Origin of the sequence: Kitasatospora sp. NPDC089797, from assembly GCF_040684795.1 — a bacterium.
Classification (GTDB): domain Bacteria; phylum Actinomycetota; class Actinomycetes; order Streptomycetales; family Streptomycetaceae; genus Kitasatospora.
Genome location: NZ_JBFBGS010000060.1, coordinates 33,052 through 55,366, shown reverse-complemented (window position 1 = coordinate 55,366; position 22,315 = coordinate 33,052). Strand labels below are relative to the sequence as shown.

22 protein-coding genes are annotated in these 22,315 nt (G+C 74.0%); 15 read left to right on the top strand and 7 right to left on the bottom strand.

Features of this window, described 5'->3' with window-relative positions; translation table 11 throughout:
- Positions 1 to 34: 34 nt before the first annotated feature.
- Positions 35 to 310 carry a DUF6343 family protein gene (locus tag AB0O91_RS35100; RefSeq protein WP_363441932.1) on the bottom strand — a complete coding sequence of 92 codons (276 nt, stop codon included), beginning with the start codon at positions 308 to 310 and terminating at the stop codon, positions 35 to 37.
- Positions 311 to 387: 77 nt separating this feature from the next.
- On the opposite strand from AB0O91_RS35100, the gene AB0O91_RS35095 reads away from it, so the two are divergent.
- Positions 388 to 606 (top strand): I78 family peptidase inhibitor, encoded by a 219-nt coding sequence (locus tag AB0O91_RS35095; RefSeq protein WP_363441930.1) that lies wholly within the window; start codon positions 388 to 390, stop codon positions 604 to 606.
- Between the two features lie 50 nt (positions 607 to 656).
- Here the strand turns inward: AB0O91_RS35095 and AB0O91_RS35090 are convergent, their stop codons facing one another.
- Both AB0O91_RS35090 and fabG read right to left on the bottom strand, forming a co-directional pair.
- Positions 657 to 1,304, bottom strand: a complete 648-nt coding sequence (locus tag AB0O91_RS35090) for a phosphatase PAP2 family protein (RefSeq protein ID WP_363441927.1) — start codon at positions 1,302 to 1,304, stop codon at positions 657 to 659.
- A 396-nt stretch (positions 1,305 to 1,700) separates the two neighbouring features.
- Positions 1,701 to 2,468, bottom strand: coding sequence for a 3-oxoacyl-ACP reductase FabG (fabG, locus tag AB0O91_RS35085; RefSeq protein ID WP_363441925.1), 768 nt, complete (start codon positions 2,466 to 2,468; stop codon positions 1,701 to 1,703).
- Between the two features lie 403 nt (positions 2,469 to 2,871).
- On the opposite strand from fabG, the gene AB0O91_RS35080 reads away from it, so the two are divergent.
- Complete coding sequence (locus AB0O91_RS35080) at positions 2,872 to 3,738, top strand: MarR family transcriptional regulator (protein ID WP_363441923.1); 867 nt, start codon at positions 2,872 to 2,874, stop codon at positions 3,736 to 3,738.
- A gap of 214 nt (positions 3,739 to 3,952) precedes the next feature.
- On the opposite strand, the gene AB0O91_RS35075 is transcribed toward AB0O91_RS35080, so the two are convergent.
- Entirely contained in the window at positions 3,953 to 4,816 is an 864-nt protein-coding gene (locus AB0O91_RS35075; protein WP_363441921.1) for an aldo/keto reductase, read from the bottom strand.
- A gap of 485 nt (positions 4,817 to 5,301) precedes the next feature.
- Here AB0O91_RS35075 and AB0O91_RS35070 point away from each other — a divergent pair, with 485 nt between their 5' ends.
- From AB0O91_RS35070 to AB0O91_RS35015, 12 genes are all read left to right on the top strand, one after another.
- On the top strand, positions 5,302 to 7,062 hold the full coding sequence (locus tag AB0O91_RS35070; RefSeq protein ID WP_363441919.1) for an ABC transporter ATP-binding protein: 1,761 nt from the start codon (positions 5,302 to 5,304) through the stop codon (positions 7,060 to 7,062).
- A 109-nt stretch (positions 7,063 to 7,171) separates the two neighbouring features.
- Entirely contained in the window at positions 7,172 to 8,944 is a 1,773-nt protein-coding gene (locus tag AB0O91_RS35065; RefSeq protein WP_363441917.1) for an ABC transporter ATP-binding protein, read from the top strand.
- Between the two features lie 180 nt (positions 8,945 to 9,124).
- On the top strand, positions 9,125 to 9,370 hold the full coding sequence (locus tag AB0O91_RS35060) for a LapA family protein (RefSeq protein WP_363441915.1): 246 nt from the start codon (positions 9,125 to 9,127) through the stop codon (positions 9,368 to 9,370).
- A gap of 47 nt (positions 9,371 to 9,417) precedes the next feature.
- A complete protein-coding gene (locus AB0O91_RS35055) occupies positions 9,418 to 10,146 on the top strand; it encodes an amino acid ABC transporter ATP-binding protein (protein WP_363441950.1) in 729 nt (242 codons plus the stop codon).
- Positions 10,147 to 10,156: 10 nt separating this feature from the next.
- Positions 10,157 to 11,080, top strand: coding sequence for a glutamate ABC transporter substrate-binding protein (locus tag AB0O91_RS35050; protein ID WP_363441913.1), 924 nt, complete (start codon positions 10,157 to 10,159; stop codon positions 11,078 to 11,080).
- Positions 11,081 to 11,092: 12 nt separating this feature from the next.
- Positions 11,093 to 11,737: an amino acid ABC transporter permease gene (locus tag AB0O91_RS35045; RefSeq protein WP_363441911.1), complete on the top strand. Its 645-nt coding sequence runs from the start codon at positions 11,093 to 11,095 to the stop codon at positions 11,735 to 11,737.
- Complete coding sequence (locus AB0O91_RS35040) at positions 11,734 to 12,603, top strand: amino acid ABC transporter permease (protein ID WP_363441909.1); 870 nt, start codon at positions 11,734 to 11,736, stop codon at positions 12,601 to 12,603. The genes AB0O91_RS35045 and AB0O91_RS35040 overlap by 4 nt, the downstream gene beginning before the upstream one ends.
- 229 nt (positions 12,604 to 12,832) lie before the next feature.
- Positions 12,833 to 13,738, top strand: a complete 906-nt coding sequence (locus AB0O91_RS35035) for a LysR family transcriptional regulator (protein WP_363441948.1) — start codon at positions 12,833 to 12,835, stop codon at positions 13,736 to 13,738.
- Between the two features lie 88 nt (positions 13,739 to 13,826).
- Positions 13,827 to 14,408, top strand: coding sequence for a cysteine dioxygenase family protein (locus AB0O91_RS35030; RefSeq protein ID WP_363441907.1), 582 nt, complete (start codon positions 13,827 to 13,829; stop codon positions 14,406 to 14,408).
- 14 nt (positions 14,409 to 14,422) lie between these two features.
- Positions 14,423 to 15,472, top strand: a complete 1,050-nt coding sequence (locus AB0O91_RS35025) for a putative sulfate exporter family transporter (RefSeq protein ID WP_363441946.1) — start codon at positions 14,423 to 14,425, stop codon at positions 15,470 to 15,472.
- A 162-nt stretch (positions 15,473 to 15,634) separates the two neighbouring features.
- Positions 15,635 to 16,342, top strand: coding sequence for a spermidine synthase (locus tag AB0O91_RS35020; RefSeq protein WP_363441905.1), 708 nt, complete (start codon positions 15,635 to 15,637; stop codon positions 16,340 to 16,342).
- A 16-nt stretch (positions 16,343 to 16,358) separates the two neighbouring features.
- Positions 16,359 to 17,477, top strand: a complete 1,119-nt coding sequence (locus tag AB0O91_RS35015; protein ID WP_363441903.1) for a TetR/AcrR family transcriptional regulator C-terminal domain-containing protein — start codon at positions 16,359 to 16,361, stop codon at positions 17,475 to 17,477.
- A 22-nt stretch (positions 17,478 to 17,499) separates the two neighbouring features.
- Here AB0O91_RS35015 and AB0O91_RS35010 read toward each other — a convergent pair whose 3' ends face one another.
- From AB0O91_RS35010 to AB0O91_RS35000, 3 genes are all read right to left on the bottom strand, one after another.
- Positions 17,500 to 19,380 (bottom strand): hypothetical protein, encoded by a 1,881-nt coding sequence (locus AB0O91_RS35010; RefSeq protein WP_363441901.1) that lies wholly within the window; start codon positions 19,378 to 19,380, stop codon positions 17,500 to 17,502.
- Positions 19,381 to 19,519: 139 nt separating this feature from the next.
- A complete protein-coding gene (locus AB0O91_RS35005; protein WP_363441900.1) occupies positions 19,520 to 20,437 on the bottom strand; it encodes a TetR/AcrR family transcriptional regulator in 918 nt (305 codons plus the stop codon).
- A 44-nt stretch (positions 20,438 to 20,481) separates the two neighbouring features.
- A complete protein-coding gene (locus tag AB0O91_RS35000) occupies positions 20,482 to 21,006 on the bottom strand; it encodes an NUDIX domain-containing protein (RefSeq protein ID WP_363441898.1) in 525 nt (174 codons plus the stop codon).
- 85 nt (positions 21,007 to 21,091) lie between these two features.
- Between AB0O91_RS35000 and AB0O91_RS34995 the strand changes: the two genes are divergently transcribed.
- Positions 21,092 to 22,315, top strand: a complete 1,224-nt coding sequence (locus AB0O91_RS34995) for a serine hydrolase (protein WP_363441896.1) — start codon at positions 21,092 to 21,094, stop codon at positions 22,313 to 22,315.

Here is a 22,315-nt window from a genome sequence, read left to right as displayed (position 1 = left end):
CCGGCCGGCTTCCCACCCCGTGGGAGACACCGCGTCAGAGCTCGGTCCGGCGGCGCCGGACCACCACCACGAGGTCGACGACGGCGAACAGGGTGAGCAGCCCGAGGGCGATCGCGAAGCCGGTGAGGGTGCCCCGGCCGGGCGCGCCGTCGACGGGGGAGGTGGCCGCCCAGTAGGCGAAGCCCGCGGTGCCCAGCGCGAACAGCGGGGTGAAGGTCAGCGAGAGCAGGTAGCGGAGCTTGAGGTCGCTGCGGGCGGTGGCCGGCTCGGTGCCGCTGCGCCACCGCCGCCGCGGGGTCGTGGTGCGCATCGCCGTTCACCTCCGGGCTGCGCGGGCGGCGGCTACGATTCCAGCGTACGTCCGAGGGGGAGAGCCGGGGAGGCACGATGACGGGGGCGGACGCCGTGGGCGCGGGCACGACGGGCGAGGACGCCGAGGGGTACGCGGGGCTGCGGATCGAGCGCGCCCGGGAGCTGGCCCGGCGGCACGGCTGGGCCTCGGTCCGGGTGCTGGAGCCCGGGCAGCTGATCACCATGGAGTACCGCGGGGGGCGGCTGAACCTCACGGTGCGCGACGGTGTGGTCGAACGCAGCTGGGAGGGCTGATCCCCGGCGGTGCCGCGGGGGTCGGTGCGCTGATCCGGGGGCCGCGGGGTTCAGCGCGCGAACCGGCGGTGGAGCCGCTGCTCGGCGACGGCGACCAGGGGTTCCAGCAGCGGCAGCGAGAGCAGGACCAGCAGCCCGGCGGCCCAGCCGGCCAGCACGTCGGAGACCCAGTGGGTGCCGAGGTAGACGGTGGTGAGGCCGATCGAGCACGCGGTGCCGGCGGCGATCACCGCGCCGGTGCGCCGCCAGCGGACGGCGAGGTAGGCGAGCACGCCCCAGGTGACCACGGCGTTGGCGGTGTGGCCGGAGGGGAAGATGGTGCCGCCGGAGAACAGCTCGGGCGAGCCGACGTACTGGGCGTAGTGCGGGCCGAGCCGGCCGGTGACGATCTTGACGGCGCCGACCGTGACGTTGAGCAGCAGCAGGGCGACGCCCATCACCAGCAGCGGGCGCAGCCGGCCGAGCCGGTGGGCGCGCCAGAGCAGCCAGGCGAAGGCGGCGATGGCGCTGGGCCCGCGCTGGCCGGCGACCACCCAGGTGTTCAGCAGCGGCTCCAGGCTGGGCCACCGATCGTAGGGGCGGAGCAGCCGGACCGACCAGTCGAGGTCGACCAGGTCGGTGTTGAGCAGCACGCCGGCCAGCACCAGCAGGTAGACGGCGAAGGTGGCGGCGAACAGCGCGGCCCGACGGCGGCTCATCGGGGGCCAGCCGGGCTCGCCGCGACCGGGGGCGCCGGGGCCGGGGCCGAGGGCGGGGGCGCAGGCGCCGTGGACTCGGTCGGGGCCCGGATGTTCCCGAGGGGCGCCGGCGCGGCGTTCCGGCTGCTGTCGCGGAATGCGGGCGGCGGTACTCCTGGATTGCACGGGGCGACCATACCCAGCCGACCGGGGGTATTCCCGGGGGAATTGTCATTTTCCCGGGAAATCGACAATTGGGTGCTTCCGGGGTGACCCGGGGAGTGATTTCCAGTATTCCAGGATCGAATGCCAGTGTGGTCTTCGAATGATTCTGCAAAAGCCCCGGTAAAGAAAACGGAGCGGGAGGCCGGTTCGCCCGGCTTCCCACTCCGTGGTAACCCTGTGTAGGTTCAGTGCTCAGTCGAGGGGGCCGCCTGCGACGTAGATCACCTGTCCGGAGACGAAGCCGGCGCCCTCGCCGGCGAGGAACGCGATGGTGTTCGCGACGTCCTCGGGCTCGCCGACCCGCTGGACCGGGATCTGGGAGGCCGCAGCGCGCTTGAAGTCCTCGAAGTCCATGCCGACCCGGGCGGCGGTGGCGGCTGTCATGTCCGTGGCGATGAAGCCGGGGGCCACGGCGTTGGCGGTGATGCCGAACTTGCCCAGCTCGATGGCCAAAGTCTTGGTGAAGCCCTGCAGGCCGGCCTTGGCGGCGGAGTAGTTGGCCTGGCCGCGGTTGCCCTGGGCGGACGAGGAGGACAGGTTGACGATGCGGCCGAAACCGGCGTCCACCATGTGCTTCTGCACCGCGCGGGTCATCAGGAAGGCGCCGCGCAGGTGCACGTTCATGACCGTGTCCCAGTCGGACTCGGACATCTTGAAGAGCAGGTTGTCGCGGAGCACGCCCGCGTTGTTGACCAGGACGACCGGGGCACCGAGCTCGGCGGCCACGCGGTCGACGGCGGCCTGGACCTGCTCGGCGTCCGAGACGTCCGCGCCGACGGCGAGCGCCCGGCCGCCGGCGGCGGTGATCCGGTCGACGGTGTCCCGGCCGGCGGCCTCGTCCAGGTCCAGGACGGCCACCGCGTAGCCGTCGGCGGCCAGCCGCACGGCGGTGGCGGCGCCCAGGCCGCGGGCGGCGCCGGTGACGACGGCGACCCGGGGGGCGCTGCTCTGCTCGGTCATGCTCGCTCTCGTCTCTCTCGGGGTGCCTCCGGGGGAGCGCCCCCGGAGGAGGGTGCCCATACCCTACCGGCGGGTAGGGGAGGCGGCCAGGGTGGAGAGACGCAGGTGACGGTCGGTAAGGACCGACCGGTCGGCTTTCTGCTGAGAACGAGTTACTACAAGGCTGTGGAAGCGCGTAAATATGCCAATGTTGCCGAACCTGCGTCTACTATCCGCCCCCGCCTGCCAGCAAGGGCCAGCCGTTTGTATAGTGTCCGCCAGCAGCCACCGGCTGCACGGCTGGAGCGCCCTCCCTCATAGCTGGACGCCCACTCGCCGTTACTGCCCCACCCGGGTGTCCCACACACACCGGGTGTGACATCGGGACGGATACATGGTGCTGGGGGAGATCCCGACAACCCGCGTGTCCGCGCGACTGCAGCAGTCGCCCGGACACCTCATTCGCGTTGCACAGCAGGTCCACACCCGGCTGTGGTCCGAGCACGTCGGAGCCGATCTCACGGCTCCGCAGTTCGCGGTCCTGCTGGTGCTCGCCCTCGAACCGGGCGCGGACCAGCGCACGGTCGGCGAGCGTGCCTCGCTGGACAAGGCCACGATGGCGGAGATGGTCGCGCGGCTGGTCCGCCGCGGCCTGGTGCTGCGAAGGCGCGACCCGGCCGACGGCCGGCGCAAGCTGCTCGCCCTCTCCCAGAGCGGCGCCCAGGCGGTGCGCGAGGCCACCGGTGGTGTGGTCCGCGTCCAGCGGGTGCTGTTCGAGCCGCTCACGGCGGAGGAGCAGGTGGAGATCGTCCGGGTGATGGCCAAGATAGCCAGGCTGGAACCCGCGGCGGTCGCCGTCGTCACCGACACGCGGCCGATACTGGACGCCCAGCGGGCGATCGGCTACCTGATCAGGGTCGGCCAGCAGGTGCACACCAAGCTCTGGTCGGAGCACGTCGGCGCGGACCTCACGGCCCCGCAGTACGCCGTGCTGGACGCGCTGGAGCTGGAACCGGGCGCCGACCAGCGCACGGTCGGCGAGCTGGCCTCGCTGGACAAGGCCACGATGGCCGAGATGGTCAGCCGACTGGTGCGCCGCGGTCTGGTGCAGCGCCGGCGCGATCCCTCGGACGGGCGGCGCAACCTGCTGTCGCTCTCGCCGGCGGGTCAGGACCTGCTGCACCGCTCGGCCGCCGGAGTGGCCGAAGTCCAGCGCCTGCTGCTCGCGCCGCTGGCGGAGGAGGAGCACGAGGCCGCGCTCACGTTGATCGCCAAGGCGGGCAGACTCTAGTCCAAGCTTTGGTAACAACAGCCAAAACGATTCACCAAGGCGCCTGAGGCCCACGGCCGTTGGCATCGGCCGCCCCTGGGCGGCGGTGAATCCGGGCACACCGAAGTGCCGCTCGTCCCTGACCGGAACGGGCGGTACTTCGATATGACCGACACTCAGAAATGTCGTTGTCGGGGGCGCCGGGCCTGATCGGCCGACGCCCCCACTGCGGTCATCAGTTCCAGTCGAACCCCTGCGGGTCCGGGCCGATCCGCTTGCCGGTCGCGACCCCGGCGACCGCCGCGAGGTCCTCGGCGTCCAGCTCGAAGCCGGCGACGTCCAGGTTCTGCCGGATGCGGGACGGGGTGACCGACTTCGGGATCGCGATCACGCCGCTCTGCAGGTGCCAGCGGAGCACCACCTGGGCGACCGTGCGGCCGTGCTTCTCGGCGACCTTCGCCAGCGCCGGCTCGGCCAGCAGCTCCCCGCCCTGGCCCAGCGGGCTCCACGCCTCGGTGGCGATGCCGTGCTCGGCGTGGAAGGCGCGCAGCTCCTCCTGCGGGAAGTACGGGTGCAGCTCGACCTGGTTCAGTGCCGGGACGACCGAGGCCTCGTCCAGCAGTCGGGTCAGCTGCTCCTGGCCGAAGTTGGAGACGCCGACCGACTTGACCCGGCCGCCCTCCTTCAGCTGCTCCAGGGCCTTCCAGACGTTCAGGAAGGTGCCGTGCATCGGGCGCGGCCAGTGGATCAGGTACAGGTCGATGTAGTCGAGTCCGAGCTTCTCCAGGGAGGCGTCGAACTCGCGCAGCACCGCGTCGCGGCCCTGCTCGCCGGACCAGTCGCGGGTGCCCGAGTTCCACAGCTTGGTGGTGACGTAGAGGTCCTCGCGGGCGAGGCCGCCCGCCAGTGCCTCGTTGATGGCCGCGCCGGTGCCGGTCTCGTTCTCGTAGATCGCCGCCGTGTCGATCGAGCGGTAGCCCGCCTCGAGCGCGACGCGCACGGCGGGCGTCGCCTCGGCGTCGGGCACCTGCCACACGCCGAAGCCGAGCTGCGGGATCTGAGCGCCGTCGTTCAGGGTGACGCTGGGGATGTTGCTCACGGGAAGGGGTGCCTTCCTGGTCGTCCGTTGGTTCCAGAGGGGGCAACTGGTGCCCCGGCACGATTGTTCCCGCCGTTCGGGCTAATCTTTGGCGAAGCTTTACGGCGGCGTGGCGTGCGGCCCGGGCCGGGCGGGCGGGGGAGCCTGCGCGGGGTCGTGGAAAACCTGTTGCGCGGATCACAGCGGGCTTGGCAGGCTCGCGAGCATGGCCTCCTGACATCCGGGTCCTTCGCACCCGACCCCACGCGTCCGGCGCCCCCAGCGGGCGTCGCGACGCCGCCGCGCCGCCGCGCCGCGTGTTCCCCGCCCATGCCTTCGCGTGAGCGGGAGGTCCTCGCCGTAGGGTCCGCGCCGGCGCTCCCGCGTCCTCAGCTCCCGTACCTCCAGCAGCTCCCAGCACCGCCTGCTCCTGTTCGTACCTCCAGCCCTGCCACGCACCTCCAGCACCTCCCGTGGTTCCCGCACCTCCCCTGCATCGGAGTGTCATGCCGCTCACCCCCCTGCCGCTGGCCGATCCCGGCAGCCCCGACCTCTCCTCGGCGCCGGCCTTCCTGCGCTGGCTGCAACGCGCCCAACGGCCCGGGCAGATCCGGGCTACCTGTTGGGCGCTGCTCGAAATGGGCGCCCAGGCCGCGCTGCCGATACCGCTCGGGCGCGGTGTGCAGGCCGCCGTCGACGGCGATGCCGGCGGGATCTGGCGGGCCGGAGCGCTCGCTCTGCTGCTGGCCGCCACCGCCTCGCTCGGCACCGTGCTGCTGCACCGGCAGGCGGTCTGGAACTGGATCCACGGTGCCTGTCACGTACGGCAGTTGGTGGCCCGGCAGGCCTCGCACCTGGGGGCCGGGCTGTCCCGGCGGATCGCCACCGGCGAGGTGGTCGCGGTCGGCAGCGGCGACGTCGAGCGGATCGGCTGGTACGTCGAACTCGTCGCCCGGGTCCGGGCCGCGGTGATCGTCTGGCTGGCGGTCAGCGCGGTGGTGCTGACGGTCGAGCCGGTGCTCGGGATCGGGGTGCTGCTCGGCGTCCCGGTGCTGGCCGCCTCGGTCTGGCCGCTGATCGGGCCGTTCGAGCGGCGCTACGCGAAGCAGCGCGAGCTCGGCGGGAAGGCCACCGAGCTGGCCGCCGACACGGTCGCCGGGTTGCGGGTGCTGCGCGGCATCGGCGGCGAGGAACTGTTCCTGGAGCGGTACCGGGCGGCCTCCCAGAAGGTCCGCTCGGCGGCGGTCCGCTCGGCCCGGCTGTGGTCGCTCATGCAGGCCCAACAGGTGCTGCTGCCGGGCCTGTTCGTGGTCGGGGTGACGTGGTACGGCGCCCGGCTGGCGGCCTCCGGCGAACTCGGCGTGGGCACCCTGATCGCGGTCTACGGCGCCACCGCCTTCCTGGCCGCGCCGCTGCGGATCCTGGGCGAGGCGGCGCACGCCTGGAGCGTCGCCCGGGTCTCCGCCGGGCGGGCCGTGCGGGTGCTCTCGCTCCGCCGCACCAGCGGCGCGGCGGAGGGCGGGCTGACCCGGCCGGACCGCTCCGACCTGCACGACCCGACCACCGGGCTGACCGCCCGGGCCGGCGAACTGACCGCGGTGGTCTGCGGGGACCCGGACTTCGCCGGGGCGCTCGCCGACCGGCTCGGCGGGCACGTCCCGCTGGCCGAGGACGAGCAGCCGCTGCCCTCCGTCCGGCTCGGCGGCACCGAGCTGGACTCGGTGCCGCTGGCCGAGGCCAGGGCGGCGGTGCTGGTCCACGACAAGGGGCCGGTGCTGCTCTCCGGCACGCTGGCCGAACTGCTGGACATCCCCTCCTCCGGCCGGGTCCCGGTGGCCGAGGCGCTCGCCGCGGCCCGCTCGGAGGACGTCCTGGCGGCCCTGGTGGACGGCTCGCCGGACTGCGCGGGCGACCCGATGCGCGCCCGGCTCACCGAGCGCGGCCGTTCGCTCTCCGGAGGACAGCGCCAGCGGCTCGCCCTGGCCCGCGCCCTGCTGGCCGACCCGCCGGTCCTGGTGCTGGACGAGCCCACCAGCGCGGTGGACGCCCACACGGAGTCCCGGATCGCCGCCGGACTGCGGGACACCCGGGCCGGGCGCACCACGGTGGTCTTCGCGACCAGCCCGCTGCTGCTGGACCAGGCGGACCGGGTGGTGCTGCTGCGCGAGGGCCGGGCGGTCGCGACCGGACGGCACCGCGACCTGATGCGCACCGAACCGGCCTACCGGGCCGTGGTCACCCGGGACGAGGCGGCGGTGTCGGTATGAGCACCGCCTGTCGCAGCACCGCCGCCCTTCGGAGCACCGCCGCCCTTCGGGGCACCGCCCGTCCGAGCACCGCCGTCGACCGCCCGGCCCCGTACGCGAGGAGTACGTCATGAAGCCCCCCGTCCATCAGGAGCAGGGGCCGGCCGCCACCCTGCCGGTCGGCTCCCCGGCCGCCGTGCGCGGGTACCTGGGGGTGCTGGCGAGGCGGCACCGGGGCGGGTTCGCCGCGGTGGTCTCGCTGCACTCGGTGGCCACCCTGGCCGGGCTGGTCGGGCCCTGGGTGCTCGGCGGCCTGGTCGACTCGCTGGCCACCGGCACCGCCGGGTCCACCATCGCGGTGGCGGTCGGCTGGTACCTGCTGGCGCTGGCCGTGCAGTCCGCGTTCACCGGGTGGTCACGGATGCGCGGGGCCGTGCTCGGCGAGCGGGTGCTGGCCGACCTGCGCGAGGACTTCCTGGTCCGCTCGGTCGCGCTGCCGACCGGGGTGCTGGAACGGGCCGGCACCGGGGACCTCGTCTCCCGGGGAACCACCGACATCGACCGGCTGGACAAGTCGGTGCGCGAGGCGGTGCCCGAACTCGCCGTCGCGGTGGTGTCGTTGCTGCTGGTGCTGGTCGCCCTGCTGGTCACCTCGCCGCTGCTCGCGCTGACCTCGCTGGTCGGGCTGCCGCTGCTGCTGGTCAGCTCCCGCTGGTACTTCCGGCGCGCGCCGCAGTCCTACCGCAACGAGGCGGCCGGGTATGCGGCGGTGAGCAACGTGCTGGCCGAGACGGTGGACGCCGGGCGGACGGTCGAGACGCTGCGCCTGGGCGAGCAGCGGGTCCGGCTGACGGACCGCAAGCTGCGCGAGTGGCTGGCCTGGGAGCGCTACACCCTGTGGCTGCGCTCGGTCTGGTTCCCGACCATCGACGCGTTCTACACCCTGGCGGTGCTGGCCACCCTGGTGGTCGGCGGGCTGTTCACCCTCAAGGGCTGGCTCACCGTCGGCCAGTTGACCACCGGTGTGCTGTACGCGCAGATGCTGACCGGCCCGGTGGACCTGATCCTGCGCTGGTACGACGAACTGCAGATCGGGCAGGCCTCGTTGGCCCGGCTGGTCGGCGTCCGCGAGGTGCCGGAGCACGAGGGGGACGAGTCGGCCCGCCCGGACGGCCGGCGGGTCGAGGCCCGGGACGTCCGCTTCGGCTACCGCGAGGGCGCGGACGTGCTGCACGGGATCAGCCTGGACGTCGCCCCGGGCAGCAGGGTCGCGCTGGTCGGCCCGTCCGGGGCGGGCAAGTCGACGCTGGGGCGGCTGCTGGCCGGGATCTACGCGCCGGGCCGCGGCTCCGTCACCCTCGGCGGGGCGGCGCTGTCCCGGATGCCGGCCGAGCGGGTGCGGACGGAGGTCGCCCTGGTCAACCAGGAGCACCACGTGTTCGTCGGCACCCTACGGGACAACCTGCGGCTGGCCGCCCCCGGGGCGGACGACACCGAACTGCGCTCCGCGCTGGACGCGGTGGACGCCGGGGGCTGGGTGGAGGCCCTTCCGGAGGGGCTGGACACCGAGGTCGGCTCCGGCGGCACCTCGCTGACCCCGCCGCAGGCCCAGCAACTCGCGCTGGCCCGGCTGGTGCTGGCCGATCCGCACACCCTGGTGCTGGACGAGGCCACCTCGCTGCTGGACCCGCGGGCCGCCCGGCATCTGGAACGCTCCCTGTCCCGGGTGCTGGAGGGGCGGACGGTCATCGCGATCGCCCACCGGCTGCACACCGCGCACGACGCGGACGTGATCGCGGTGGTCGAGGGCGGGCGGATCAGCGAGTACGGCAGCCATCCGGAGCTGGTCGCGGCCGACGGCCCGTACGCGGCGCTCTGGCGCTCCTGGCGGGACGAACGCTAGAGCCGCACCGCTGCTCGGCGCCTCGGGGGAAGGGGCGCCGAGCGGCGGACCGGAGTGGGCCCGGCAGGGCGTCGGCGGTTCGAAACCCGTTCGGGGCCGGATTGCCCCGTGCGGGTTACTCCCCTGCCCGTAAGGGCGCGTAACCGGGCAAATCGGCGGCCCGGCCAGCACACTGCTCCGGTGACCAAGACTTCAGACGGCTCGTCCCGGACCCAGCGCAGTGAGATCGGCGGGATCCCCACGCGGTACATCGGGATCGGCGTGATCGTGATCCTCGCGGTGTGGTTCCTGTTCGCCAACCTCGACAAGGTCAAGATCCAGTTCTGGGTGTTCACGGTGACCGCGCCGCTGTGGATCGCCCTGCTGGCGACGCTGGTCGCCGGCGGTGTGCTGGGCTGGCTGCTCAAGGGACGGCGCGGCCGGTGAGCACCGCCCCCGAACCGGCGCCGGCCGGCTCCCCGGCCTTCACTCCGCTGATCGAGCTGCGCGGGGTCAACAAGCACTTCGGCGAGCTGCACGTGCTCCAGGACATCGAGCTGACGGTCGGCCGCGGCGAGGTCGTGGTGGTGATCGGCCCGTCCGGCTCCGGCAAGTCCACGCTCTGCCGGGCGATCAACCGGCTGGAGCCGATCGAGCGCGGCACCATCCTGATCGACGGTCAGCCGCTGCCCGAGGAGGGCAAGGGGCTGGCCCGGCTGCGGGCCGAGGTCGGTATGGTCTTCCAGTCCTTCAACCTGTTCGCGCACAAGACCGTGCTGCAGAACGTCTCGCTCGCCCAGATCAAGGTCCGCGGCCGGGCCAAGGCGGAGGCGGAGACCAAGTCCCGCGCGCTGCTGGAACGGGTCGGCCTGTCGGCGCACGCCGACAAGTACCCCGCGCAGCTCTCCGGCGGCCAGCAGCAGCGGGTCGCCATCGCCCGCGCGCTGGCGATGGACCCCAAGGCACTGCTGTTCGACGAGCCGACCTCGGCACTCGACCCCGAGATGATCAACGAGGTGCTGGACGTCATGCGCCAGCTCGCCAGCGAGGGCATGACGATGGTGGTGGTCACCCACGAGATGGGCTTCGCCCGGGCCTCGGCGAACCGGGTGGTGTTCATGGCCGACGGCCGGATCGTCGAGGACCGCGCCCCGGAGGACTTCTTCAGCGCCCCCGAGAGCGAGCGCGCCCGGGACTTCCTGTCCAAGATCCTGAAGCACTGAGGGCGGCGCCGTGAACCGTAGGACGACGCCCGTCGGACGCGCTCGCGGCCGCCTGGCCGCCGCCGCACTGCTGCTCGCCGTCCTGGCGACCGGCTGCGGCAAGGCCGGCACCCCGCCGCCCAAGGGCCCGCAACCCAGCGCGCTGCCCAGCTACCAGATGCAGGACGCCTCCGCGATCACCGGCTCGCCGACCCTGGACGCCGCCCGCAGTCGGGGCCACCTGGTGGTCGGCGCCAAGGAGGACCAGCCGTACCTGGGCCAGAAGAACCCGGCGACCGGGGTCTACTCCGGCTTCGACATCGAGATCGCCAAGATGGTCGGCGCCTCCCTCGGGTTCCCGGCGGACCGGATCCAGTTCAAGACCATCGCCTCGGCCAACCGCGAGACCGCGCTGCAGAACGGCCAGGTGGACTACTACGTCGGCACCTACACGATCAACGACAACCGCAAGAAGCTGGTCGGCTTCGCCGGGCCGTACTTCATCGCCGGGCAGTCGCTGCTGGTGCGCAAGAACGACAACAGCATCCACGGCCCGCAGGACCTGAACGGCAAGAAGGTCTGCTCCGCGGCCGGCTCGACGCCGTACCAGCGGATCCAGTCGCAGTACCCCAAGGCGCACCTGATCGGCTACGACACCTACTCGGCCTGCGTGGACAACCTGATCACCGGCCAGGTCGACGCCGTCACCACGGACAACGCCATCCTGCTGGGCTACGCGGCCAAGGTGCCGGACGAACTCAAGGTGGTGGGACCGCTGTTCTCGACCGAGCCGTACGGGATCGGCACGCCGAAGAACGACACCGTGCTGCGCGGGGCGCTGGACGACGCGCTGGTGCACCACGAGCAGAACGGTGACTGGAAGAAGGCCTTCGACGCGACCCTCGGCCTGTCCGGGGAACCCGCGCCCACCCCGCCGCCGATCGACCGGTACTGAGAGGGCCGCGCCGTGAAAACCCTGACCGACAACTGGTCGACCTACTGGGACGGCTTCCTCGGCACGCTCTCGCTGTTCGCGGTGAGCGCGGTGCTGTCGCTGGTGCTGGGCGTGCTGATCGCGGGCTTCCGGGTCTCGCCGGTGCGGCCGCTGCGGCTGTTCGGGACGGTGTGGGTGACGCTGCTGCGCAACACGCCGCTGACCCTGCTGTTCTTCATCGTGGTGCTGGGCCTGCCCCGGTTCAACATCACGCTGCCCTTCTACACCTTCGCCGTGCTGGCCCTCGGCTGCTACACCTCGGCCTTCGTCTGCGAGTCGATGCGCGCGGGCATCAACACCGTGCCGCCCGGGCAGGGCGAGGCGGCCCGCAGCCTGGGGATGAGCTTCGGACAGACCATGGGCCTGGTGGTGCTGCCGCAGGCGTACCGCTCGGTGGTGGCGCCGATCGGCAGTGTGATGATCGCCCTGGCGAAGAACACCGCGATCGCCGGGTCGTTCAGCGTCACCGAACTGCTGGGGACCTACCGGACGCTCAACGAGCTGGGCTACAGCATCATCTGGACCTTCGTCTGGATCGCCGTCGGCTACCTGATCATCACCCTGGCCATCAGCGCCGTCTTCAACCTGCTGGAACGACGAGTGGCGGTGTCCCGATGACGGTCGAATCCTCGGCGCTGTACGACATCCCCGGCCCGAAGGCGCTGGCCCGGCACCGGCTGTACGGCGGGATCGCGCTGCTCCTGATCGCGGCGCTGATCGGCTGGGTCGTCTACATGCTGTTCCACACCCACCAGTTCACCTACGCCAAGTGGGAGCCCTTCGAGTACCGGGGCGTGCAGGACCTGTTGCTGCGCGGCCTGGGCAACACCCTCCAGGCCTTCGGCTGGACGGCCCTGTTCGCGCTGCCCTTCGGCGCGCTGTTCGCGGCCGGGCGGCTGTCCGACCACCGGGTGGTGCGCTGGTTCGCCACGCTGGTGGTGGAGTTCTTCCGGGCCATGCCGCTGCTGGTGATGATCTTCTTCGTCTTCGTCGCCCTCAAGGTGCAGCCGCTCTGGGCGCTGGTGGCCGGACTGGTGCTCTACAACGGCTCGGTGCTGGCCGAGGTGTTCCGGGCCGGGGTGCTCGCGGTGCCCAAGGGGCAGCGGGAGGCGGCGTACGCGCTGGGCATGCGCAAGACCCAGGTGATGACGTACGTACTGGTGCCGCAGGCCAACCGGGCGATGCTGCCGGCCATCATCAGCCAGCTGGTGGTCGCGCTCAAGGACACCTCGCTCGGATTCCTGATCACCTTCGAGGAGTTCCTGCACGCGGGCAAGCTGATCGCCACCAACCTGGACTACGACCTGCCGTTCATCCCGGTGGTGATGGTGATCGCGCCGATCTACATCGGCATGTGTCTGCTGCTCTCCTGGCTCGCCCGCTGGGTCGAGCGGCGCAGCCGGCGCAGCCCGAGCGTGCGGGGCGGGGCGCCGGTGGCCAAGGCGGGGGTGGCGATGGGGCTGCCGCCCTCCGCCCAGCAGTGAGCGCGGCGCCGGTCGGGCCGGTTCGGGGGACGCCCGGGTCGGCGGTCCGGCCGGGTCGGCGGTCCGGTCTGTTCGGTGGGGCGCCCGGATCGGGGGCGGTCGGTTCGGTGGGGCGGCCGGTTCGGGACTGAACCATAGGTACGGGTGAGGTCGGAGCCGGTACCTCCAAATTCCTCTTATGATTGCCGGGGCAGGAGGCAGACGACCGGGCGGAGGGGCCATGGAGCCGGTGTTCGACTCGCGGCACATCAGGACGTTCCACGAGGTCGTCCGGGCCGGCTCCTACTCGGCCGCCGCCCGGGAGCTCGGCTACACCCAGCCCGCCATCACCCAGCAGATGAAGGCCCTCGAACGCACCGTCGGCGTCCCGCTGTTCACCCGCGCCGGACGCGGCCTGCGGCTCACCGAGGCCGGCGAGGCGCTCTCCCGGCACGCCGAACTGATCCTCGGCAGCCTCTCCGCCGCCCAGCAGCAGCTCGCCGCGCTCGCCCGGCTGCGCGCCGGGCGGGTCCGGGTCTGCGCCTTCCCCAGCGCCAACGCCACCCTGATACCCGAGGCGATGGCCCGGCTGCTCGCCGAGCACCCCGGGGTGCGGGTCGAGCTGCTGGAGGCCGAGCCGCCGGACTCCGTCCAGCGACTGCTGCGCGGCGAGTGCGACATCGCGCTGGCCTTCCGCTACCCAGGTCAGACCACCGAGCCGCCGGACGGGGTGGACGAGATCCCGTTGATGGAGGACCTGCTCACGGTCCTGCTGCCGGTCGGCCACCCGCTCGGCCGCCGGCACGCCGTCCGGCTGGCCGACCTCGACGGCGAGCGCTGGATCGCCGGCTGCCCGCGCTGCCGGGCCAATCTGCTGCACGTCTGCGCGGAGGAGGGCTTCGCGCCGGACATCGTCTTCTCCACCGACGACAACCTCGCGGTGCAGAGCCTGGTCGCGGCCGGGGTCGGGATCGCGCTGATGCCCGCGCTGGTGCTCTCCTTCATGTGCCATCGCAAGGTCACCGGGCGGGCCGTCGAGCCGCACCTGCGGCGGCAGGTGAGCGCGTACGTGCTGCGCGAGCACCGGCGGATCCCGGCCACCGGGCTGGTGCTGGACCACCTGCGGCAGGCGGCGGCGAGCCGGGTGGGCTGCTGAGCCGGGCGGCGATCCATAAGCACCAATGGGGGTAACACTTAGAAACCCTCGTTGGACGTGATAGGTCGATGGGTCCGAACCTGCTCGCATGACACCCTCAGCCACGGTCGACAGCGACCGGCTCACCGAGCGGATGACCGCGCTGGTCGGCGAGATCCGCGCCGTCGTGGACCGCGGACTGCCGCCCGAACTCACCGCGTACCTGGTCGGCGAACGCCTCGCCCCCCACCTGCTGGCCGCCCCCGACGGCCCCGACGCGCTGCTCACCCCCGCGCAGCGCGAGGGGGACCCGCAGCGCTACCGCCAGCACGTCCTGCACGCCGAGGAGGACGGCAGCTTCTCCGTCGTCGCCCTGGTCTGGCTGCCCGGGCAGCGCACCCCGATCCACGACCACGTCTCCTGGTGCGTGGCCGGCGTCCACCAGGGCCAGGAGAGCGAGACCCGCTACCGGCTGGTCTCCGACGGGCGCAGCGCCCGGCTGGTCGAGACCGAGCACGTGGCCGGCCCGGTCGGGACGGTCGCCGCGTTCGCCCCGCCCGGCGACATCCACCTGGTGCGCAACGCCTGCAGCAGCACCGCGATCTCCATCCACGTGTACGGCGCGGACGTCGCGCGGCTCGGCACCAGCATCCGGCGGGTCTACCGGCTCCCCGCCGACCAGGAGCGGTGAACGCCGACGTGGCACTGACCCTCCGGGAGCGGGCCACCCGCACCCGCTCACTGCCCCCGCTCGGCGGGGACGCCCCCGGCCTGCTGCTCGCGGCGGCCGGGGTGGCCGCGGCCCTGGGCGTCCACGCCCTGGTGCCCGCCGTGCCCGAACTCACCGCCGCCGTCGTGCTCGGCATGGCGGCGGCCCACCTGCCCGGGCTGCGCCCGGTGGTCCGCGGGGTCGCCCGGTCGGGGCTGTCGACGGCGGGCAAGCGGCTGATGCGGCTCGGCATCGTGCTGCTCGGGCTCAAGCTCAGCCTGGGCGACGTGCTCGGCCTCGGCTGGGCCACCGTCGCCATGGTGCTCACGGTGGTCGCCGCCACCTTCGCGGGCACGCTCTGGCTCGGCCGCCGGCTCGGACTGCCCGGGGACCAGTCGCTGCTGGTCGCCACCGGGTACTCGATCTGCGGCGCCTCGGCGATCGGCGCGGTCAGCCAGGCGGCCGGCAGCGAGGAGGAGGACGTCGCCTCCTCGGTCGCGCTGGTCACGCTGTGCGGGACGCTGGCGATCGCCGTGCTGCCGTTGCTGCAACACCCGCTGGGGCTCGGCGAGATCGAGTTCGGGCGCTGGGTCGGGGCGAGCGTGCACGACGTCGGGCAGGTGGTCGCCACCGCCCAGACCGGTGGGCCCGGGGCCCTGCGCGAGGCGGTGCTGGTCAAGCTGATGCGGGTGGTGCTGCTGGCGCCGCTGGTGGCCGGAGTGGCCGTGGTGGCGCGGCGCAACGCGCGCGGGGCCGCCGCGGACGGGGTGGCGAAGAGCGGCAGTCGGCCGCCGATCGTGCCGCTGTTCGTGGCCGGGTTCCTGGCGATGATCGTGCTGCGGACCACCGGGGTGCTGCCCGACCGGGCCCTCGCGCTGGCCGCGGACGGGCAGCAACTGCTGCTGGCCGCAGCGCTGTTCGGGCTCGGCAGTGCGGTGCACCTGCCGACCATGATGCGGACCGGCGGGCGGATCGCGCTGCTTGGGCTCGGCTCCTGGGTGGTGGTCGCGGGCGTCTCGTACGTGGGGGTGCTGGTCACGACCTGAGGCGGGCCGGGTGCGCGCGGGGCCGACCCGGACGCCCGCCGGTCCGGGCTAAAGTGCCGGTCGGGCCCGCGCGGACTCGGTTATTGTCGGGCGGGTGACCGGGCCCGGGCGGTGACCGCCGGGCCGGGCCGCACCCGTTGCCGAGTCCGTCGAGGAGGACGAATGACCACCGCGCTGCCCGAACGGGACGGTCACCAGACCGTCGTCACGCTGGACCGGCGGGAGGGGCCGTTCGGCGAGGTGGTGCTGCGGCAGCGCGGACCGCACTACGAGATCATCGCGAACGGGTGCTTCCTGATGGACACCGCCGACGGGCGCTCGGAACGGCTGCTGATCCAGGCGGCCCTGGACGAGTTGGACCGCACCGGTGGTGCGACCGCGCCCTCGGTGCTGATCGGCGGGCTCGGGGTCGGCTTCTCGCTCGCGCACGCGGTGGCCGAGCCGCGCTGGGGGCGGATCGCCGTGGTCGAGCGGGAGGACGCGATCATCGCCTGGCACCGCACCGGGCCGCTGGGCGCCTTCTCCGGCGGCGCGTTGGACGACGCGCGGGTCGCGGTCGTGCACACCGACCTGCTGGAGCACCTGGCGGCGGCCGACGGCGAGCGGTACGACGCGCTGTGCCTGGACATCGACAACGGGCCGGACTGGACCGTCACCGACTCCAACTCCGGGCTCTACGGGGCGGACGGGCTCGCCGTGTTGTGGCACCGGCTGCGGCGCGGCGGGGTGCTGGCGGTGTGGAGCGCGCAGCCGTCACCGGACTTCGAGCAGGCGCTGCGGACCGCGGGGTTCGCGGACGTCGTCAGCCGGGAGATCCCGGTCAGCCGGGGCGTGCCGGACGTGGTGCACCTGGCGCGGCGGATCGGCTGAACCCGGCTGCTAGCGTGTGCGCCGGCCGTGCACTAGTGCGGTGGGTCGAGCGGGCGGTGGTGTGGTGGAGAGCGGGACGCCTTCGGAGCGGATCACGGCCGAGCTTCGACGCCGGATCGTGGCAGGGGAGTTGACGCCGGGCGCGCGGGTGCCCTCGACGCGGCGGATCATGCGGGAGTGGGGCGTGGCGATGGCCACGGCGACCAAGGTGCTGAACCGGCTGCGGGAGGAGGGGCTGGTGCGGGCCGTTCCGGGGGTGGGGACGGTGGTGGCGGCCAGGCCGGCTCCGTCCGCCGGGACAACCCGGGCCGCCGGGGCGGTGGTTGGCTCCGCCTCCGGGCGTTCCGGTGCGGTCGGCGCCGCTGCTGGGCCCGGCGCGGGTTCCGGTGCGGTCGGTGCTGCCGGGCCGGAAGCGGGCCGGGCGCCGGAGCCGCGGCGGGGGAGGGGCGGGGAACGGGAGCTGGGTCGGGAGCGGATCGTCGCGACGGCGGTGCGGGTGGCCGACAGCGAGGGGCTGGCGGCGCTGTCGATGCGCCGGGTGGCGACCGAGCTGGGCGTCGCGACCATGTCGCTCTACCGCCATGTGCCCGGCAAGGACGAGCTGTTGCGGCTGATGATGGACCAGGTCTTCGGCGAGCAGCCGTTTCCCGAGGAGCCGCCGACGGGCTGGCGGGCGGGGCTGGAGGAGGTCTCCCGGATGCAGTGGCGGATCTACCGGCGCCACCCCTGGCTGGCGTCCACGATGTCCTTCACCCGGCCGGTGCTGGCACCGGACGCGGCGGTGCACACCGAGCGGGCGATGGCGGCGTTGACGGGGGTCGGGCTGGAGGGGGAGCAGGTCGCCCAGGCCGCGGTCTCCCTGGCGGCGTTCACCTGTGGGCTGGCCGTCCACTTCGAGCGGGAGGCGCAGGCCGAACAGGACAGTGGGATGTCCGCGGACGAGTGGATGGACCGGCTGGGCGACGGGGACCACGACCGGCTGATGGCGGACCCGGAACGGTTCCCGATGTTCGACGCGATGAACCGGGGGCCGGAGATCGACATGAGCCTGGAGGCGCTGTTCGAGTTCGGGCTGGCGCGGATGCTGGACGGCCTGGGGGCGCTGATCGCCGCACGGGGGAACGTGGGCGGGTGACGGCCCGTGCCCGCGCGCCCGGTCAGCCGAACGGCCGGTGCTCCGGCTCCGCGTCGGCGCCGCCCCCGGCGTCCGCCGCCGGCTCGTCCGTGGTGGTGATCTGGCCGGAGATGCCGAAGGGGTCGAAGTCCGGCGGCGGGATCATCACCGGCGTGCCCTTGCGACGGGTCGGCCGGGCCTCCGGCGCCGCCGGGGCGTCCACCGGAGCGGTCTGGGCCGGGATCAGCGGGGGCACGGCGGGCGGCGGCGGGACGGCCGGGCCCTGCGGGCCGACCGTGGTGCCGAAGGGGTCGGCCGGTCGGTCGGTCGCGAGCGTCGTCCCGAACGGGTCCGGGGCGGCCGGGGCGTCGGCGGGCTGCGCCGCGGGCCGGTCCGTGGTGGTGATCTGGCCGGAGATGCCGAAGGGGTCGAAGTCCGGCGGCGGGATCATCACCGGCGTGCCCTTGCGCGGCCCGGGCGGCGGCCCGCCCGGCGTGGTGGTGTCCGCGGGCTGCGCCTCCTCCACGACCGGTGCGAAGGGGTTGAAGTCGGCGGGCGGGATCCGCACCGGAGTGCCGCGCAGGTACACCGGCTGCTCGGTCGGCTCGGCCGTCGGCTCCGCCGCCTCCGCCTCCTTCGCGACCGGAGCGGGGGCTGCGGCTGCGGTGGCCGGAGCGGCCGGTGGAGCGACGGGCGGGGCGGTCGGCGGAGCAGCGGGCAGCGGCGGGGCCGCGGCCGCCGCCGGGAGCGGCACGCCGTCCCAGCCGAACTGGATGCTCTTCAGCAGTTCCGCGAACGCCTCGGTGTACAGCTCCCAGTCCTCCGGCCGGGCCGTGGACAACTGGACGCAGAGCACCGTGCCGCCGTCCGGCAGCGGTACGAAGGCCTGGACGGCCGAGGTGACCACCCAGCGCCGCTGCCCGTCCCCGGCCAGCGCTCCGGGCACCGGTACGGTCCGCCCCTCGACCAGGACCGCGGCCGGTCCGGCCGGCAGCAGCACCGTCCAGACCTCGGCGTGCCGCCGTACGGTGGCCAGTTCGGTGGCGAGCGCGGTGATCGGCAGCGGGTGCCGGGCGAGCGAGACGACCAGGGCGGCCTCCGAGGCGCGCCCGTCCCGCTCCAGGGCGCACACGCCCGCGAAGCGGACGTCGGCGTCCTGGAGCAGGTCGGTCAGGGTCGCGGAGATCACCGCGAAGTCGCGGCGCGGCTCCGGGCCGGACGCGCCGAACAGTTCCTCGGCGACCTCGGACAGGTGCCGGGTCAGTTCGGCCGCGGCCGCCACCGTCGCCCGGTCGGCGCCGTCGGTGTCCGGGACCCGGCCGTCGGCGTCCGGGAGGGCGGGCACCGCCCGGGCGGACACCCCGGCGGGCCCGCCGGGGGAGGTCAGCGGGTGGAAGCCGGGCGGGACGACCAGCCGGACCTCCGCGCCCGCGCCGGTGGCCAGTTCGACCGGCTGACGGGTCTGCTGCCCGGCCGCCAGCGCGGCCAGCGCCGGGGCGAACGGGGGGCGCAGCTTGGCGTCGGCGAACTCACCGGTGACCGGCAGTTGGAAGAGCGCGGCCGAGGTGGTGCCCCGGTCGGCGACGGCGCCGCGCACCGCCCCGCCGCCGTAGCGGGCGTGCAGTGCGGTCGTCACCCGGTCGGCGACCCGTACGCCGGTGCCCGGCCGGGCCGTTCCGGCGGTGATCACCGTGCCGAGCCGCTGGAGGGCCTCGTGCACCGGCCCGTTGGGCGCCAGCGGCAGGCCGAACAGCGCCTCGGCGGCGGGGTGTTCAGCCGGGGCCGGGGCGCTCAGCAGGGCCGCCGGGTGGCGCGAGGTGTGCTCGTCGAAGAGGGCGTCGGTGAGCGTGCCGAGGGTGGCGCAGACCTGCTCGGCTGCCGCGAAGGGGTTGGCCTCCGCGCTGAACTGGACGTCCTGGGTCACCTGGTGAGCCCCCCGCTCTGCTCCGTCTGCCGTCGGTGGTTCCCGGCCGGACCGGGCCGCCCGGGCGGCGGTCCGTCAGGTCCCCGCCCATTCCTATCAGAGCCCACCGTCGTCACCGAACCGCAGGATCACCCGATGATCAGTCGACGGTGGCCCCGGCGGTACCCGGCGTGGCCTGCGCGGACCCTTCGTCCACGGCCCCGGCGGCTGCACCCGAAGCGTCCCCCACGTCCGAAGCGTCCCCCGCGTCCGGCGGCTCCGCGGCCAGCGCGGTGAGCGCGTCCAGGATGCCGGGGACGGCGAACAGCCCGGCGAGGTCCCGGACCAGCCGCCCGGACGGCCCGTCCGGGCGTTCGTCGGCGAAGAAGGAGGCCAGCTCGACGGCGAGCGCGGGCTCCCGGGCGGCGGTGAGGGTGAGCGAGGCGACGAACTCCTGCACCAGGTGCAGCTGCAGCTCCTCCAGCGGGACGGACCGCTCGGCCAGCCACTCCAGCGAGGTGATCTCCGCGTTGGCGATCCAGGCCCGGACGGTCAGCCGCAGGCCCGCGCTGGGGGCGGGGACGGCCAGGTGGGCGAGGATCTGGTCGTGCGCGGCCCGGCGCACCTCGTCGATCACCGCCGAGGTGCCCGCGCTGGCCGCCACCGAGCCGCCGCGCAGCAGGGCGGCGAAGCCCGGCCCGTGGCTCTGCACGAAGTCCAGGTAGCGGCCCATCACCCGGTACAGCCGCTCGGACAGCGGCCCCTCCATCGGCTCCTCGAACCGCGCCGCGAGCTCGCGCCCGGCCCGGCGCAGCGAGGCCTCGTAGAGCGCCTGCTTGCCCGGGAAGTAGTGGTAGACCAGCGGCCGGGAGGCGCCCGCGGCGGCGGCGATGTCGTCGATCGACACCTCCTCCGGCGGCCGTCGGCTGAACAGCTCCAGGGCCACGGCGATCAGCTGCTCCCGCCGTTCGTCCACGCTCAGTCGCCGGCGCGGCCGCTCGCCCGCCGCCTCCCGGTCGGGTGCTGCGGCGGTCCGTGCTGCGCGGTCGGCCGTCGGCGACGGCGTGCGGGAGGCCATGCGCGCAGCCTATCCGGCGGCCGTCCGGCGGCCCATGCCGCCTGTCAGGCCGGCCCGGGCCGTTCGGCGCGGAGCTCCAGGTAGCGGCGGTACGCCTCGCGGCCGTCGGGCACGAAGGCGTCCCGGTCCAGCCGGTCGGCGAGTTCGGCGGGGGTGAGCCAGGTGTGCCAGGCGACCTCGGACTCCTGCGGGGAGACCGGGCCGTCCCACTCCGCCTCGTACATGTCGCACCACCAGGAGAGCTTCTCCTCCCGGTACAGGAACTTGAAGAGCGGGCGCGGGGCGATGCCGCGCACGCCGAGTTCCTCCTCGGCCTCGCGGACCGCGGCCTCGGGGTACGTCTCGCCGGAGCCGACCACGCCGCCGACGAACATGTCGTAGGCGCCGGGGGCGAACAGCTTGGTGTCGGTGCGCCGGTGGACGAAGATCCGGCCGGCCGGGTCGCGGACCAGGACGAAGACGCAGCGGTGGGTCAGGCCCTGCCGGTACACCTCCCCGCGCGGCGCGGTCCCGATCACCCGGTCCCGCTCGTCCACGACGTCCAGCAGCTCTTCGGCAGGGTTGGTCATGGGTGACAGGTTAGGGTTTCGGGGCCCGCTTCGAACGCGGGAGCGAGCAGGAACACGGACGCGGACGGGTTGAGGGCGGCGCACGGTGGTGGAGATCTGGGGCGAGACGGCCGAGGGGTTCGAGCCCGTGCGGGAGGCCTTCGCGCGGAACTTCGCCGAGTACGGCGAACTGGGCGCGGCCTTCGCGCTGTACCTGCGCGGCCGGAAGGTGGTCGACCTGTGGGGCGGGGACGCCCGGCCGGAGGTCGGCGGGCGGCCCGCGCCCGCGGTGCCCTGGACGGCGGACACCGCCCAGGTGCTGCGCTCGGTCACCAAGGGCCTGACCGCGGCCGCCGCGGTGCTGCTGGCCGAGCGCGGCCGGCTCGACCTGGACGCGCCGGTGGCCTCGTACTGGCCGGAGTTCGCGGCGGCCGGCAAGGGCGCGGTCCCGGTGCGCTGGTTGCTGTCGCACCAGGCCGGGGTGCCGGCGCTGGACGTGCCGCTGCGCCTGGAAGACGTGCTGACCTGGGAGCGGGCGGCGGCCGCGGTGGCGGCCCAGGAGCCCGCCTGGGAGCCGGGGACGGCGCACGGCTACCACCCGTACACCTTCGGCTGGCTGGTCGGTGAGGTGGTGCGGCGGGTGAGCGGTCGTACGGTCGGACAGTACTTCGCCGAGGAGATCGCCCGGCCGCTCGGGCTGGACCTGTGGATCGGCCTCCCGGCCGGGGCGGCGCCCCGGGTCGGCCGGCTGGTCGACCTGCCCGCGCCGGAGGCGGCCCGGACCGGCCCCAGCGGGCTGCGGCTGCGGCCCAAGCAGTCCGTCCGGGACGCCTACCAGGACCCGGCCTCGCTGACCGCCCGCGCCTTCGCCTCGGTGCTGCCCGGGGTGGACATGAACGACCCGGCGGTGCAGGCCGCCGAGATCCCCGGTGCGGGCGGCATCGGCACGGCCCGGTCGCTGGCCCGGTTCTACGCGGCGCTGATCGGCGCCGCCGACCGCCCGGACGGCTCCGGCAGGCTGCTGCCGCCGCTGTTCGGCCCGGAGGTGCTGGCCCGCGCGGTCGGGCCGGCGGTGACCGGCCCGGACCGGGTGCTGATCGTCAACTCCACCTTCGGCCTGGGCTTCTGGCGGCACGGCCCGACCGCGCCGATGGCCTCCCCGGCGAGCTTCGGGCACCCGGGCCGGGGCGGCTCGCTGGGCTTCGCCGACCCGGACCTGGGGCTCGGCTTCGGGTACGTCACCAACGGCATGCAGCCGGGCGTCACCGGGGACGTGCGCTCGCGCAACCTGATCCGCGCGGTGCGGGGGTGCCTGGAACCGGCCGGCTGA